Source organism: Nocardioides jejuensis, from assembly GCF_004337475.1.
GTDB classification, from domain to species: domain Bacteria; phylum Actinomycetota; class Actinomycetes; order Propionibacteriales; family Nocardioidaceae; genus Nocardioides; species Nocardioides jejuensis.
Map to the genome: position 1 here is coordinate 119,867 of NZ_SJZJ01000003.1, position 14,675 is coordinate 134,541.

Below are 14,675 nucleotides of genomic sequence, written 5' to 3' on the forward strand. Positions count from 1 at the left end.
GATCTCGCGCGGACAGAGCCTGGGGTCAGCGTGTGAGCGCGCCGTCCGGCGCTTCCACGCGCGGGGCGGGGACGACGGCCGCCGGTGCCACCGGCAGCGCACACGTCTGACCGACGGCCCGGGCGACCAGTTGCGTCTCCGGCGTACCCGTGGAGGTGGCGGCGCGGAACGTCGCGTCGTACTCCACGCGCTGCCAGCGGCTGCCGGCGTCGACCAGGGTGGCGCGTACGACGAGGGTGCCGGCCTCCTGCGGGATCGCGTGGAACCGGAGCGACGGGAAGCCTGCCGAGGCACCGGGCGCTCCGGTGCGCTCGACGGCGACCCGGCGGCGGAGCAGCTCGAAGGCCTGCAGGACGGTGTCGCGGCGCAGCTCGTCGGCCCGCAGGGTCACGCGGTCGGTGACGTGCATCGCGATCAGCTCCAGTCCACGGAGAAGTACTGGGTCTCGGTGAACGCGCGGACGCCCTCCCGGGCGCCTTCGCGACCGAGGCCGCTCTGCTTGTAGCCACCGAACGGCGCCGCCGGGTCGGAGACCACGCCGCGGTTGACGCCGACCATGCCGGCCTCGATCCGCTCAGCGAACTTCAGCGCCCAGCGCAGGTCGCCCGAGTACACGTACGACGCGAGACCGAACTCGGTGTCGTTGACCTGCGCGAGCAGGTCGGCCTCGTCGGTCCAGGTGACGATCGGGGCGACCGGGCCGAAGGCCTCGGTGCGGACGATCTCCGCGTCGGCAGGGACGTCGACCAGCAGCGTCGGCGGGTAGAAGTGGCCGTCGAGGTGGCTGGACGCGGCACGGTGGCTGATCCGGGCGCCGCGGGCGACGGCGTCCTCGACCAGCGCGGAGAGGTTGGTGACCGCCTTCGCCGAGATGAGCGGGCCGATCGCCGTGCCCTCCTCGAAGGCACTGCCGACGGTGAGGGCCTCGATGGCGGCACCGAACTTTGCGGTGAACTCGTCCGCGACGGACGCGTGGACGTAGAACCGGTTGGCCGCGGTGCAGGCCTGGCCGCCGTTGCGGAACTTGGCGATCATCGCGCCGGCCACCGCTGCGTCGAGGTCGGCGTCGGACGCCACCACGAACGGTGCGTTGCCGCCGAGCTCCATCGAGCTGTTGACCACGCGCTCCGCGGCCTGGCCGAGGAGCAGTCGACCGATGCCGGTCGAGCCGGTGAAGGAGACCTTGCGGACCCGGGAGTCGGCGAGCCAGGTGCCGACGATCGCGCCGGGGTCGGTGCCGGTGACGACGTTGACGACACCGGCCGGCACGCCGGCCTCCTCGAGGATCCGGGCCACGGCGAGCGCGGTCAGAGGCGTCTCGGTCGCGGGCTTGAGCACCACGGTGCAGCCCGCGGCCAGGGCCGGGCCGACCTTGCGGGTGGCCATCGCGGCGGGGAAGTTCCACGGCGTGACGAGGGCGGCGACACCGACCGGGTGGCTGGTGACGATGGTCCGGGTGCCACCGGCCGGGGACTCGGCGAAGTCGCCCTCGGGACGCACGGCCTCCTCGGCGAACCAGCGGAAGAACTCGGCGGCGTAGGTGACCTCGGCGCGGGCGTCCGCGAGCGACTTGCCGTTCTCGGCGGCGATGAGCGCGGCGAGCTCCTCGGAGCGCTCGACCATGAGCGCGAACGCCGTACGCAGCGCCTCCGCGCGGACCCGGGGCGGGGTCGCCGCCCAGGCCGGGAACGCAGCAGCCGCGGCGTCGACCGCGGCGGTCGCCTCGGTGCTTCCGCCGTCGGCGAACGTCGCGAGGTGGTCGCCGGTCGCCTTGTCGAGGACCGCGAACGTCGCGCCGGTGCCGGCCGCGATGCCGGCTCCGGCGATGTGCTGGCCACGCTCGGGGTCGAGGCGGTTGATGGTGGCGTGGACGGAGGCCGGCACGAGGGCGGCCGTGGTGGTGATCGTCATCGGGGGTCCTTGAAGGTGAGGTCGGAACTGGACAGAAGTGGCGCGGCGAGGCCGCGGATCGGTGCCAGTTCTGTCCAGTTGCGGAGTGGGAGGCTCACGGGTAGAGGCCGCGCAGCAGGTGCGCCTGGGCGACCCGCTCGACAGCGAGGACCGTGGCAGCGTCACGGAGCGGCAGGTCGAGGCGGCGGGCGGCGGCGTTGACGTCGCGCCAGGCGATGTCCATGCGGGCCGCGAGGCGAGACTCCACCTCGTCGGCCGACCACCAGAACGCCTGGCTGCTCTGCACCCACTCGAAGTAGGAGACGACCACACCGCCGGCGTTGGCGAGGATGTCGGGGGCGACCAGGATGTCGTTGCGGCGGAAGACCTCGTCGGCTTCGGGCGTCGTGGGGCCGTTGGCGCCCTCGACGATGACCTTCGCCTTGACGCGCTCGGCGTTGCCGCCGTTGAGCACGCCCTCGACCGCGGCGGGCACGAGAAGGTCGACCTCGAGCTCGAGGAGTGCCGCGCCGTCCAGCTCGTCGGAGCCAGGGAAGCCGACGACCGAGCCGGTCGCGTCGACGTGCGCCTCGAGGGCCGGTACGTCGAGCCCGCGCTCGTCGGCGATCGCGCCGTACTGGTCCGACACCGAGACGACCTTCATGCCAGCCTCGGCGAGGAAGCGGGCGGCGTACCGGCCGACCTTGCCGAAGCCCTGGACCGCGGCGGTGGCGCCGTCGACCTTGATGCCGCGGTCTGCCAGGGCCGCGAACGCCACGTGGGCGACGCCGCGCGAGGTGGCGGTGGCCCGGCCGAGCGATCCGCCGAGGCTGATCGGCTTGCCGGTGGTGACGCCGAGGACGGTGTGGCCCTGCTGGACGGAGTACGTGTCCATCATCCAGGCCATCGTGCGCTCGTCGGTGCCGATGTCGGGGGCGGGGATGTCCCGCTCGGGACCGATCAGCGGCGAGATCTCGGAGGTGTAGCGACGGGTCACGCGCTCCAGCTCCGCCTGCGAGTGGTCCCGCGGGTCGATGCGTACGCCGCCCTTGGCGCCGCCGTAGGGCACGTCGAGCAGGGCGCACTTCCAGGTCATCCACATCGCCAGGGCGCGGACCTCGTCGAGGGTCACGTCCGGCGAGTAGCGGAGGCCGCCCTTGGCCGGGCCGCGAGAGAAGTTGTGCTGCACGCGGTGGCCGATCAGGACCTCCGACGTGCCGTCGTCGCGACGCAGCGGGATGGAGACGGTGACCTCGCGACGCGGGGTCGCGAGCATGTCGAAGACACTGCGGTCGAAGCCGAGGACGTCCGTGGCGGTACGCAGCTGCGCGCGGGCGTCGGCGAGGACGGAGGCGCCCGGTGCGATGACTGGTGCGGTCACCTGCGCGTCGACGACCGCGGTCATGCCGTCACCGCGAAGACCTCGTCGAGGACGTCGCACGCGTCCGCGAGCAGGGCGTCGCTGATCGACAGCGGCGGGAGGAAGCGGAGCACGTTGCCGTAGGTGCCGCAGGTCAGGACGACGACGCCGCGCGCGTGGGCGGCGGTCGCGACCTTCTTGGTCAGGTCGGCGTCCGGCTCGGTGGTGCCGGCCTTGACCAGCTCGACCGCGATCATGGCGCCGCGTCCGCGGACGTCGCCGACGCGGGCGTCGCGCTCCTGCAGGGCGTGCAGGCGCTCCTTCATCAGGTCCCCGATCTTCGCGGCACGCGCGACCAGGCCCTCGGACTCGATCGTCTCGAGCACGGCGAGCGCGGCGGCGCAGGCGAGCGGGTTGCCGCCGTACGTGCCGCCGAGGCCGCCAACGTGGGCGGAGTCCATGATCTCGGCGCGGCCGGTGACCGCGGACAGCGGGAGGCCGCCGGCGATGCCCTTGGCGGTGACGATGAGGTCCGGGATGACGTCGTCGTGCTCGACGGCGAACATCGCGCCTGTGCGGGCGAATCCGGTCTGCACCTCGTCGGCAACGAAGACGACGTTGTTGGCGGTGCACCACTCGGTGAGGGCGCGCAGGAAGCCATCGGCCGGGACGATGAAGCCGCCCTCGCCCTGGATCGGCTCGATCACGATCGCGGCCAGGTTGTCCGCACCGACCTGCTTGTCGATCAGGTCGATCGCGCGGGCGGCAGCCGCCGCTCCGTCGACGCCGGAGTCGCGGAAGGGGTAGGAGAGCGGGGCGCGGTAGACGTCGGAGGCGAACGGACCGAAGCCGTCCTTGTACGGCATGTTCTTCGCCGTCATCGCCATCGTCAGGTTGGTGCGGCCGTGGTACGCGTGGTCGAACACGACGACGCCGGTCTTGCCGGTGAACTTGCGGGCGATCTTCACCGCGTTCTCGACGGCCTCGGAGCCGGAGTTGAACAGTGCCGTGCGCTTGTCGTGGTCGCCCGGGGTGACCCGGTTGAGGGCCTCGGCGACCTCGACGTACCCGGCGTACGGCGTGACCATGAAGCAGGTGTGCGTGAACGCCGCGACCTGCTCCTGCACGGCGGCGACCACCTTCGGCGCGGCGTTGCCGACCGTGGTGACCGCGATGCCGGAGCCGAGGTCGATCAGCGAGTTGCCGTCGACGTCGACGAGCACGCCGCCGCCGGCTGCGGTGATGTAGACGGGGAGCGTGGTGCCGACGCCGTTGGCCACTGCGGCCGACTTGCGGGCCTGCAGCTCCAGCGACTTCGGGCCGGGGATCGCGGTGACGAGACGGCGCTCCTGGGGCAGGGCCGGACCGCCGGTGGTGGTGGCGTCGGGGGTGGTGATGGTCATGGCGTCCTCCGCAGATACGTCGTGTCGGGTACGTCGTCGACGCTAGGCCTCCGCGGTGATCGATTGGCATGCCTGTTTTGCACAATCTTGGCGATCCTATTGTGCGAAACTGTCACCATGGTCACCCTCGCCCGGCTGCTCGACGAGACCGCCCTCGGGCTGGTCCCGGTCATCGACCTGCACCGCGACGAGACGGTCCGCTGGGTGGCGACCAGCGAGCTCGACGACCCCGCGCCGTTCCTCGAGGGTGGCGAGGTGCTGCTCACCACGGGCCTCGAGACGGCTGGCTGGTCGCAGGAGTGGGAGGCGTACGTCGCACGCCTGCTGGACGTCGGCGTGGTGGCGATCGGTCTTGCGCTCGGGCTCACCTACCGGGCGATGCCCGAGTCGCTCGCCGCTGCCTGTCGGGACCAAGGGATGGCCCTCTTCGTCGTGCCACGGGAGACCCGTTTCGTGGCGATCAGCCGGGCCCTCGCGGCCCACCTCCAGCAGGAGGAGGACGCCGCGACGCGCGCGGCGTTGGACGCCCAGCGGGCGCTGACCCAGGCGGCTCTGCGCGAGGATGATCCGGCGGCGCTTGTGGAGCAGCTGGCGGCGGCCGGCGGCATGGCGGCGATCGTGAGCGCACGGGGCGGTCTGGTCGTCGGCCCGTTCGGCTCCCGGCCCGAGCTCCTCGACCTCGCTCTCGTCGACGAGGCGGTCGAGAAGATGCGGCCCCAGGGTCTCCGTGCTGCGGCCAGTCTCTCGTCGCCCGGCGGCACACTCCTCGTGCAGCCGATCGGCGTGGGTGACCGGCCCACGCAGTACCTCGTCGCCGGCTTCGCGGGCCGGGTCACCGAGACCGAACGCAGCACGGTCGGCACCGCGATCGCGCTGTTGGGGCTGGCCGAGCAGCGCCGCCGGGCCAGCCGCGAGGCGGACCGCCGGCTGCGCTCCCGCGCCGTCGAGCTGCTGGCGACCGGAGACCTGCGGACCGCGGCGGTCCTGCTCGGCGCGGGCTCGGGTCCGCGCCCCCGGCTCCCGCGGACGGCGGTGGTGCTGCGGTGCCGCGGCACCCTGCCGCGCCTGGAGGACGGCCTGGAGATGCTCGAGGCGGTGCCGCTGCTCGCGGCGCTGGCACCGGTCGACGGGGGCGTCGAGCTGGTCGGCATCGCCCGGGCGAACGACGCAGCGGCCCTCGCTGACAGGCTCGCGCTCGCGGGCCTGCGCGTCGGCATCGGTGAGGCAGCGGCACGGGAGGGCCTTGCGACGAGCCACGCAACGGCGGGCGAGGCGCTGGCGATGACGTCGTCCACGCTTCCGGTCGTGGCCTGGGCGGACCGGGTGCGCAGCGGCGTCCTCTCACTCCTGGACGACGCCCGCGCGCAGGCGTTCGCCGCGTCGTACCTCGCTCCGCTGGCGGACGACGCGACCCTGCTCGAGGCGCTCGACTCCTACCTGCGGCACCACGGTTCGCTGCTCAAGGTCGCCGAGGACCTCGGCGTGCACCGCAACACCGTCCGTCATCGCGTCGAGCGGATCGAGTCGCTGCTCGGGCGCTCCCTCGCTGATCCGCAGGTGCGGGCGGACGCGTGGATCGCGATGCGCGCGCAGGCGGATATGGGTGCCTGACCGCGGCTCACCCGCGAGTGGCTGGTGCGGGCCGAGCCGGGGACGAATCCGGGGCGGGTCGGGGACGTACCCGATGGTCCACGGCGGCCTCCCGCGACGAGCCTGAGGACACACGCCGATCAGGCCCCTCAGAGCGGAGAAGCCATGAGCACCACCTTGCACGATCAGCCGGTGTCGGTCCGGGCGAAGCTCGCGGCCGGCTGGACCAGCTTCATGTTCCTCTACATCTACGTCGACTACTTCGCGCTCTACAAGCCGGGGTACGTCGACCAGCTTCGCGGCGGCTCCGTCTGGGAGTTCGACATCAGCCAGGGGCTGTTGACCGTCTTCCTCGCGCTCGTCTCGATCCCGGCCCTCATGGTCGTGCTCTCGGTGGCGCTGCCGGCCCGTCCGGCCCGGGTGGTCAACCTCGTCGTGGCGGCGCTGTACGTCCCGGTATCGGCGTTCAACGCGATCGGCGAGGCGTGGACCTTGTTCTACGGCCTCTCGATCGGGCTGGAGCTGGTGCTCCTGGCGTACGTCCTGCGTGCTACGTGGACGTGGCCCCGCGCGGCCGCCGTCAGCCTCGTCGGAAGAGACGGCGCTTTGGCTTGAAGATCGACGCGAACATCCGCTCCGACTCGGCGAGCATCGGTGACGACGGCCCCGCCGTGCACGAGCACAGCAGCAGGTGGTCCGGCCAGATCACCGCGAATACGACCCAGCCGAGCACCTGACCGTCGGCTTCGGCCGTGAAGTGCGTGACCGCTCTGCGCTGGGAGCGACCTTCGTTCAGCACCGTGATCGCTGGCATCTCGCTGACTCCGGTCCGTGCCACGAACTGCGCCACCACCCCGTCGATCTCTTCGTCGCTGAGCGGCCTGCCGTCCCGCTCGTACACGGAGACGTGGGCGGCGCCGTCGTCTCCGGGCCGGGTCAGCTCGTAGGTGCCGTCGCTGCGGGTGGCGGTCCACCCGTCGGGCACGAGCATCGTGAACACGTCAGGGACCTCGAGCATCGCCATGCACGGAGGCTACGTGGTCCTGTGCGCGTTCCGCTCTGTCATCCGCATGACCCCAATCAGGCTTCGACCGAGCCCAGGTAGCAGAGCATCAGCGACCCCGAGTCGGGATCGCTGCAGCCGAAGCCGTGCCGTTCGTAGAACCGTCGCGCATCGGCGTCGTCGGCGTCCACGTTGATCAGGATCTCCAGTGCGTCCCGTCGTCGGGACTCGGCCCGCAGGGCGGCGACCAGTGCTGCGCCCGCGCCGGCCGAGCGCCGGTCCGGGCGGACGTAGAGCTCCTCGAGCTGGGCGAGTGGGCCGTCGGCGTACGGCGTGGGCCGGAAGGTCACCCAGGCGAAGCCGGTCGGGGCATCCGGCTCCCCGGAGAGCAGGGCGAGGACGTCGTCACGGTGCAGCAAGGAGGCAAACCGCCTGGCGAACGCAGCCGCGTCCTGGCCCTCGGCGCCGAACTCTATGTTGAAGTCGGCCAGCAGCCGGCCGAGCACCTGTGCATCAGCAGGGGTCGCGACGCGCACCTCGTCCATGCGTCGATTCTGCTCCGGGGTGACGCACGGAATAAATGGATTTGCAGTGCACTCGCAGCGCACTATCGTGCACTGCATGGATGACGGCACCACGGCACTCGCCCAGGCGATCGGCGCGCGCGTACGCCACGAGCGCACCGAGCGGCGCTGGACCCTCGATCAGCTCGCGGAAGCCGCCGGCCTGAGCCGGCGGATGGTCATCAACGTCGAGCAGGGCGCGGTCAACCCGAGCGTCGGCACGCTCCTGCGCCTCAGTGACGCGCTGGGTGTCGGCCTGCCCGCGCTCGTCGAGCCGCCTCAGCAGCGTCCGGTCAAGGTGGTCCGCGCGGGCGAGGGGGCTGCGCTGTGGAGCGGTGCCCACGGGGGTCGCGGTGTGCTCGTCGCCGGGACGCAGCCGCCCGACGTGGTGGAGCTGTGGGACTGGGAGCTGCAGCCGGGCGAGCGCCACGAGAGCGATGCCCACACGGCCGGCACCCGGGAGCTGCTCCAGGTCCACACCGGCCGCATCGTCGTCACCGTCGGCGAGGAGGTCGTCAGCCTGGGCGCGGGAGATGCGCTCACCTTCGCCGGCGACCTGTCCCACTCCTACGCGCACGACGCCGGCGGCCCGGCGCGGTTCTCGCTCGCGGTCTTCGAGCCGGGTGTCGGCGTGACCCGCCCGGCCGAGCCGGCGACCCACGCCGACCCGACCACCCACGCAGCCACCGGAGAGGAGGACTGACGTGCTGATCCACCCCTGGGACGCCTCGCTCGGCGCTGCCGAGTGGCAGGCCTGGCTGGCCGGTCGCGAGCGCTTCGGCCTGCTCGCCGTCAACAACACCGACCCCGGCCAGGCACCGATCACCGTGCCCACGCACTTCACCGTCATGGGTGAGGATCTCGTCCTCCACCTCGCGCGGCCCAATCCTGTCTGGAGCCACCTCGCGGCGAGCACCGAGGTCCGGCTCACGGTCATCGGCGACTATGCCTTCGTGCCGTCGTACTGGCGCGCCGCGGAAGGCACTCCGGAGGACGAGGGCGTCGCGACGAGCTACTACGCCTCGGTGCAGTTCGTCTGCACGCCGACGGTCGTCGACGACCCGGACGCGAAGGCCGAGATCCTCGTCGCGCAGCTGCAGGACCTCCAGCCGGAGGGCCGGCACGCCGCGGTCGACACCGAGCAGGCGCCGTATGCGCGGATGCTGCCGGGGATCCGCGGCCTCCGGCTGACCCCGGTCCGTGTCGAGGCGAAGTTCAAGTACGACGACCACAAGCCGGCGTCCTTCCGCGAGGACGTCGCGGGGCGGCTGGAGCAGCGCGGCACCGGACTCGACCGCGCTGCCGCCCGCCAGCAGCGCCGCCGCCTCTCCGAGGCCGGCGACTGGGAGACGCGGCGGGGCAGTCGTGGCTGAGTCACGCGCCGACCTCGTCCCGCCGTGGACGCTCGCGGTCGCCGCGATGTTCTCGGTGCAGCTCGCGTCCGCGCTGGCCGTCCCGATGATCGGCGACATCGGCGCGCCCGGCACCGCGTGGCTCCGCCTCACCATCGGCGCGCTGGTCTTCGTGCTCGTGCAGCGCCCGCCCCTGCGTGCGCTGCGCCGGGTCGACGTACCCGTCGTGATCGCGCTCGGCATCGCCACCGGCGTGATGACCGTGGCGTTCATGGAGGCGCTGGACCGGATCCCGCTCGGCATGGCGGTCGCGGTGGAGTTCCTCGGACCGCTCACGGTCGCTGCGGCCCGCAGCCCGCATCGTCGCGCGCTTGTCTGGCCGGCGCTGGCGCTGGTCGGAGTCGTGCTGATGACCGAGCCCTGGCGGGGGAACGTCGAGGTGGCCGGCCTCGCGTTCGCGGCGCTCGCCGGTGCCGGGTGGGGCGGCTACATCCTGCTCACGCAGCGCATCGGCGACCGGTTCAGCGGCATCGGGTCCTTGTCAATGACCGTCCCGATCGCGGCCCTGACGGTCGCCGTGGTCGGCGTTCCACAGGCAGCCTCGCACCTCACGCCGGCCCTGCTCGCCGAGGCGGCGGTCCTCGCGCTGCTGATGCCGGTGCTGCCGTTCGTGCTCGAGCTGCTGGCCCTGCGCCGGATGACGCACACGGCGTTCGGCACCCTGATGGCGCTCGAGCCCGCGATCGGTCTCGTCTGGGGTGCGGTCCTGCTCGACCAGACGCCGTCGGTGGGCCAGCTGGTGGGCATCACCGTCGTGGTGTTCGCGGGTGCGGCCGCACAGCGCGGCGGCCGGCGGGCCCCGTCCGAGACAGCGCTCGCCGAGGTCCAGCCGGTCTGACCGCGCCGGGAGGTGTCGCCACCCGGGGCCGGGCGCTCTGCGCCGGGCACCATCGCGCACGTGCGATGTCGTGACGGCGGTGAGGGCGGTCAGGCCCGGCACCACCTCGCACGTGCGACGTCGTGGCGCCGGAGCGAGGGTCCGATCAGTTGCGGAAGTCCGGGCCGATCCGCTCGGCCTGCCGGTAGAGCGCCTCCCAGGCGAGGTCGAGCGCCATCGTGTCGACGAAGTCGTCACCCTCGGTGTCCTGGCCGACGAGCTGGGCCGCGGTGCGGGTGGCGAGCTCGTCCGAGGGCAGCGCCAGCTCGGCGCCGCCCGCGAGGGCGTCGACCTGGATCTGGCAGGCCTTGTCGAGGTTGATCATCCGCAGCAGCGCCTCGCCCGGCGTACGCCCGACGGTGAGGAGGCCGTGGTTGCGCAGGATCATCACGTCGTTGTCGCCCATGTCGGCGACGAGCCGCTCCTGCTCGTCGAGCGAGAGGGCGACGCCCTCGTAGTCGTGGTACGCCGTGCGGCCGAAGAACTCCATGCTGATCTGGCTGATCGGCAGCAGGCCGTGCTTCTGCCCGGCGACCGCGCACCCGGCACGGGTGTGCGTGTGGAGGATGCACTGGGCGTCCTCGCGCGCGGCGTGGATTGCCGAGTGGATGACGAAGCCGGCCGGGTTGACCGGGTACGGCGACTCCTCGACCTTCTCGCCGGAGAGGTCGATCTTCACCAGGTTGGAGGCGGTGATCTCCTCGAAGAGCAGGCCGTACGGGTTGATCAGGAAGTGGTGGTCCGGACCCGGCAGCCGCAGCGAGATGTGCGTGAAGATCAGGTCGGTCATCCGGTAGTGCGCGACGAGGCGGTAGACCGCTGCGAGCTGACAGCGCAGGTCGTACTCGGTGGCGTCCATGGAGTGCTCCTCGGGAGGGATCAGGAAACGGGGTGGGTGACGGCGCCGGTGCGGAGCCAGGCGACCACGTTGGCCGCCTGCTCGACGGCGTAGCCGCGCTCGGACTCGGCGGAGAACCAGCCGACGTGCGGAGTGATCAGTACGTCGGACCGTTCGGTGAGCGGGTGGCGGGGTGGCGGCGGCTCCTCGTCGAGCACGTCCAGGGCAGCACCGGCGAGGCGGCCCCGGTCGAGAGCGCGGGCGAGCGCGGCGGAGTCGATGAGCCCGCCCCGGCCGACGTTGACCAGCCAGGACCCGGGCCGCATCGCGGCGAGGAAGGCGTCGTCGACGAGGTAGTGCGTCTCGTCGGAGAGCGGAAGGTGGAGCGAGATGACGTCGGAGCTCGCCGCCAGCGCGTGCAGGTCGGAGACGGAGGTCGCGCCGGGCAGCGAGCGCCCGCTGCGGGACCAGCTCTGCAGTGCCCCGACGTGGCCGTGCGCGAGGGCGGCGTACCGCTCGGCGATCCGGCCGGTGCCCACGATCCCGATGGACAGGTCCGAGAGCCGGCGCGGCAGGAACGCCGGCCGGTCGAGCCAGGTCGCCGTCGTCGCCTGGCCGTAGAACGGGAGCTGCCGGACCAGCGCCAGGGTCAGTGCCCAGGCGTGGACGGCGACCTCCTCGGTGGCGACCGGGGGGAGGTGCGCGACCTGGACGCCGGCGCGGGTGCACGCCTCCACGTCGACGTTGTCGTGGCCCTGGGACATCAGCGAGACGACCCGCAGCCGGGGGAGGGCTGCGAGCACCGCGTCGTCGACACGGCCGTAGCCGACGAGCAGTGCCACGGCGTCAGGCGCGGCAGCCGCCAGGTCCGACGGATCGTCGGACCCGGCGACCACCACGCGGAAGCCGGCTTCCTCGAGCGCGGCGATGCCCGGGCGCAGGTCGTCGTCGAGCGCTGCGTAGAGGGCGACCGGCCGCTCGTCCATGCTCAGAGCACCTTGGAGAGGAAGGACTTGGTCCGGTCGTGCTGCGGGTTGTCGATCACCTGCGACGGCGAACCGGCCTCGACCACCACGCCGCCGTCCATGAAGACGACCGTGTCGGCGACCTCGCGGGCGAAGCCGATCTCGTGGGTGACCACGATCATCGTCATGCCCTCGCGCGCCAGGTCCTTCATGACGTCGAGGACCTCGCCGACCAGCTCGGGGTCGAGCGCGGACGTCGGCTCGTCGAAGAGCATCAGCTTCGGCTTCATCGCGAGCGCGCGGGCGATCGCGACGCGCTGCTGCTGGCCGCCGGAGAGCTGCCCCGGGTAGTTGTCGACGCGGGAGCTGAGGCCGACCCGGTCGAGCAGGGCGAGCGCCTGGGTGCGCGCCTCCGCCTTGGAGACACCCCGGATCTTCATCGGTGCCTGCATGACGTTCTCGAGGGCGGTCAGGTGCGGGAAGAGGTTGAACCGCTGGAAGACCATGCCGATGTCGCGGCGCTGGGCGGCGATCTCCTTCGGCTTCATCTCGTGCAGCTTGTCGCCGACCTCGCGGTAGCCGATCAGCTCGCCCTCGACCGAGAGCCGGCCGGCGGTGACCCGCTCGAGGTGGTTGATGCAGCGCAGGAACGTCGACTTGCCCGAGCCCGAGGGCCCCAGCAGGCAGAAGACCTCGCCGTTCTTCACCTCGAGGTCGATGCCCTTGAGCACCTCGACGTGGCCGAACGACTTGTGGACGTTCGCTGCCTTCACCATGACGTCGCTCATCGCGCGCCTCCTTCGGGGGAACGGAGCATGCGGACCTTGCCGATGACCCGGCCGAAGCCGGGACCTGCCGGAACGGCGTGACTGCCCTTGGCGTACTTCTTCTCGAGGCGCGACTGCAGGGTGGTCAGGATCGTGGTCATGGCGAGGTACCAGAAGCAGGCGACGAGGTACATCTCGAAGAGCGTGAAGTTCTTGCTGCCGAAGTTGTAGGCCTCGGTGAAGAGGTCCTGGGCGCCGATCGCGTAGACCAGCGAGGTGGTCTTCAGCATCGTGATCACCTCGTTGCCGGTCGGCGGGACGATGACCCGCATCGCCTGCGGGAGCACGATCAGCCGCATCGTCTTCGCGCCGCTGTAGCCCAGCGCGTGAGCCGCCTCGGTCTGACCGGGGTCGACCGAGAGGATGCCGCCGCGCACGATCTCGGTCATGTACGCCGCCTCGTTGAGCGCCAGCGCCAACAGTGCTGCGCCGAAGGGGCTGATCAGGTCATTGGTGCTCGTGCTGAGCGACCCGATGCCGATCGCCGGGAAGACGAGGCCCAGGTTGAACCAGATGACCAGCTGCACCAGTACGGGGGTGCCGCGGAAGATCCACAGGTAGCCGGTGCTGACGGTGCGCAGCACCGGGTTGCCCGAGAGCCGCATGACCGCGAGCAGGATGCCGCCGATGATGCCGGCCACCATCGAGAACGCCGTGAGGGCGAGCGTGATGCCGATGCCGTGGAAGATCTCCGGGCGGAACAGGTAGTCGCCCACGACGTTCCACTGGATCGCGTCGTTGGTGCCGACCGACCAGACCAGGGCCCCGACGGCGACGATGACGACAGCAGCGGTGGCCCACTGGCCGTAGTGGCGGATCGGGACCGCCTTGATCGCCTCGGGTGCAGCGACGGACATCAGTCGACCGCGCCGTTGACGGACGGCGCCTCGACGGCGCCGCCGCTCAGCGAGTACTTCGCGAGGATCTCGTCGTACGCACCGCTCTTGATGACCTCGGTGATCGCGGCGCTGATCGCGTCACGGAGCTGCGTGTCCGCCTTGGTGAACGCGATGCCGACGGGGGTCGGGAGCAGCGCCTCGGAGTTGGCGATCTCGAACTGGTTGCCGCCGCCGATGTTCTTGACGTTGTAGGCGCCCACCGCGTCCTGGGTGAACGTCGCGTCGGCGCGGCCGGTCTGCAGCTGGAGCAGGGCGTCCTTGTCCGTGGGGAGCGCGGTCACCTTGATGGCATCTGAGGCGCACTCCTTGTCGTTGAAGCCCTCGAGCATCTTCAGCTGCGTCGAGCCCTTGAGGACCGCGACTGGGCGACCGCAGAGGTCGGAGACGCCGGCGATCTTGTCGGGGTTGCCCTTCTTCACGACGATCGCCTGGCCGGTCATGAAGTAGTCGACGAAGTCGTACTGCTTCTCGCGCACCTTGGTGTCGGTCACGGCCGCCTGGATCATGTCGAAGCGACCCGAGTCGAGCGCCGGCAGCAGGCCGTCGAAGGCGATGTTGGTGTACTCGAGCTTCACGCCGAGGACCTGGCCAACCGCGGCAGCGAGGTCGGGGTCGAGACCGACGATCGTCTTGTTGTCGTCGGCCAGCGACTCGAACGGCGGGTACTGCGCCTCGGTGCCGACCTTGATGACACCGGCCTTGCGGATGTCGGCAGGCAGCTTCGCGTTGAGAGCAGCGTCCTGCTTCTGGGTGGCGATCGTGGAGTCGGACTTCGGCGTGCCGGAGTCGCTGCTGCCACAGGCGGTGGCGAGCGCGCAGGTGGCCGCGGCGGCGGTCAGCAGGGCGACGGGACGGCGGCGGAGGAGCGGGTTCATGCGGGTTCACCTCGGGGTGTCGGGGGACGAAGCGTGAGGGGCGAAACGGGGCAGAGAGCGGGGACCGGACGGAGTGCATGTGTCCTGGGTCACCCGAGCATGCATCGATGGTTTCTCAACTGTCAACCCTTGTTTCATGACGGGGTGATGGTGTTTCATGCTGTTAACCGACG

Annotated in this window: 16 protein-coding genes; 5 read left to right on the forward strand and 11 right to left on the reverse strand. The window is 71.4% G+C overall.

What is annotated here, in order from left to right:
* Positions 1 to 25: 25 nt before the first annotated feature.
* From EPD65_RS03200 to gabT, 4 genes are all read right to left on the reverse strand, one after another.
* Positions 26 to 409: a hypothetical protein gene (locus tag EPD65_RS03200; RefSeq protein WP_131581711.1), complete on the reverse strand. Its 384-nt coding sequence runs from the start codon at positions 407 to 409 to the stop codon at positions 26 to 28.
* A gap of 5 nt (positions 410 to 414) precedes the next feature.
* A complete protein-coding gene (locus EPD65_RS03205) occupies positions 415 to 1,911 on the reverse strand; it encodes an NAD-dependent succinate-semialdehyde dehydrogenase (protein ID WP_131581712.1) in 1,497 nt (498 codons plus the stop codon).
* 94 nt (positions 1,912 to 2,005) lie between these two features.
* Positions 2,006 to 3,295 (reverse strand): Glu/Leu/Phe/Val family dehydrogenase, encoded by a 1,290-nt coding sequence (locus tag EPD65_RS03210; protein ID WP_131581713.1) that lies wholly within the window; start codon positions 3,293 to 3,295, stop codon positions 2,006 to 2,008.
* Positions 3,292 to 4,653: a 4-aminobutyrate--2-oxoglutarate transaminase gene (gabT, locus tag EPD65_RS03215; RefSeq protein WP_131581714.1), complete on the reverse strand. Its 1,362-nt coding sequence runs from the start codon at positions 4,651 to 4,653 to the stop codon at positions 3,292 to 3,294. The genes EPD65_RS03210 and gabT overlap by 4 nt, the downstream gene beginning before the upstream one ends.
* A gap of 117 nt (positions 4,654 to 4,770) precedes the next feature.
* On the opposite strand from gabT, the gene EPD65_RS03220 reads away from it, so the two are divergent.
* Both EPD65_RS03220 and EPD65_RS03225 read left to right on the forward strand, forming a co-directional pair.
* On the forward strand, positions 4,771 to 6,264 hold the full coding sequence (locus EPD65_RS03220; RefSeq protein ID WP_131581715.1) for a PucR family transcriptional regulator: 1,494 nt from the start codon (positions 4,771 to 4,773) through the stop codon (positions 6,262 to 6,264).
* 144 nt (positions 6,265 to 6,408) lie between these two features.
* Entirely contained in the window at positions 6,409 to 6,858 is a 450-nt protein-coding gene (locus EPD65_RS03225) for a DUF6326 family protein (RefSeq protein ID WP_131581716.1), read from the forward strand.
* On the opposite strand, the gene EPD65_RS03230 is transcribed toward EPD65_RS03225, so the two are convergent.
* Together EPD65_RS03230 and EPD65_RS03235 are read right to left on the reverse strand one after the other, a co-directional pair.
* Positions 6,824 to 7,267: a hypothetical protein gene (locus EPD65_RS03230; RefSeq protein ID WP_131581717.1), complete on the reverse strand. Its 444-nt coding sequence runs from the start codon at positions 7,265 to 7,267 to the stop codon at positions 6,824 to 6,826. The two genes, EPD65_RS03225 and EPD65_RS03230, sit on opposite strands and share 35 nt — an antisense overlap.
* Before the next feature lie 56 nt (positions 7,268 to 7,323).
* Complete coding sequence (locus tag EPD65_RS03235) at positions 7,324 to 7,791, reverse strand: GNAT family N-acetyltransferase (RefSeq protein ID WP_131581718.1); 468 nt, start codon at positions 7,789 to 7,791, stop codon at positions 7,324 to 7,326.
* Between the two features lie 76 nt (positions 7,792 to 7,867).
* Here EPD65_RS03235 and EPD65_RS03240 point away from each other — a divergent pair, with 76 nt between their 5' ends.
* The 3 genes from EPD65_RS03240 to EPD65_RS03250 are packed head-to-tail and all read left to right on the forward strand — an operon-like array spanning position 7,868 to position 10,059.
* Positions 7,868 to 8,512: a helix-turn-helix domain-containing protein gene (locus EPD65_RS03240; protein ID WP_207891387.1), complete on the forward strand. Its 645-nt coding sequence runs from the start codon at positions 7,868 to 7,870 to the stop codon at positions 8,510 to 8,512.
* 1 nt (position 8,513) lies between these two features.
* Positions 8,514 to 9,182 carry an FMN-binding negative transcriptional regulator gene (locus EPD65_RS03245; RefSeq protein WP_131581719.1) on the forward strand — a complete coding sequence of 223 codons (669 nt, stop codon included), beginning with the start codon at positions 8,514 to 8,516 and terminating at the stop codon, positions 9,180 to 9,182.
* Positions 9,175 to 10,059, forward strand: coding sequence for an EamA family transporter (locus EPD65_RS03250; protein ID WP_243640423.1), 885 nt, complete (start codon positions 9,175 to 9,177; stop codon positions 10,057 to 10,059). The genes EPD65_RS03245 and EPD65_RS03250 overlap by 8 nt, the downstream gene beginning before the upstream one ends.
* 145 nt (positions 10,060 to 10,204) lie before the next feature.
* Here EPD65_RS03250 and EPD65_RS03255 read toward each other — a convergent pair whose 3' ends face one another.
* Genes EPD65_RS03255 through EPD65_RS03275 form a run of 5 tightly spaced genes read right to left on the reverse strand, consistent with a single transcriptional unit; the run spans position 10,205 to position 14,502 of the window.
* Positions 10,205 to 10,957 carry a class II aldolase/adducin family protein gene (locus EPD65_RS03255; RefSeq protein WP_131581720.1) on the reverse strand — a complete coding sequence of 251 codons (753 nt, stop codon included), beginning with the start codon at positions 10,955 to 10,957 and terminating at the stop codon, positions 10,205 to 10,207.
* A 20-nt stretch (positions 10,958 to 10,977) separates the two neighbouring features.
* Complete coding sequence (locus EPD65_RS03260) at positions 10,978 to 11,922, reverse strand: NAD(P)-dependent oxidoreductase (protein ID WP_131581721.1); 945 nt, start codon at positions 11,920 to 11,922, stop codon at positions 10,978 to 10,980.
* Between the two features lie 2 nt (positions 11,923 to 11,924).
* The gene (locus tag EPD65_RS03265) at positions 11,925 to 12,689 is read right to left on the reverse strand and encodes an amino acid ABC transporter ATP-binding protein (protein ID WP_279387549.1); all 765 of its coding nucleotides are present in this window, start codon (positions 12,687 to 12,689) and stop codon (positions 11,925 to 11,927) included.
* The gene (locus EPD65_RS03270; protein ID WP_131581722.1) at positions 12,686 to 13,585 is read right to left on the reverse strand and encodes an amino acid ABC transporter permease; all 900 of its coding nucleotides are present in this window, start codon (positions 13,583 to 13,585) and stop codon (positions 12,686 to 12,688) included. The genes EPD65_RS03265 and EPD65_RS03270 overlap by 4 nt, the downstream gene beginning before the upstream one ends.
* Entirely contained in the window at positions 13,585 to 14,502 is a 918-nt protein-coding gene (locus tag EPD65_RS03275) for an ABC transporter substrate-binding protein (RefSeq protein WP_131581723.1), read from the reverse strand. Before EPD65_RS03275 ends, EPD65_RS03270 begins: the two co-directional genes overlap by 1 nt.
* Positions 14,503 to 14,675: the final 173 nt, after the last annotated feature.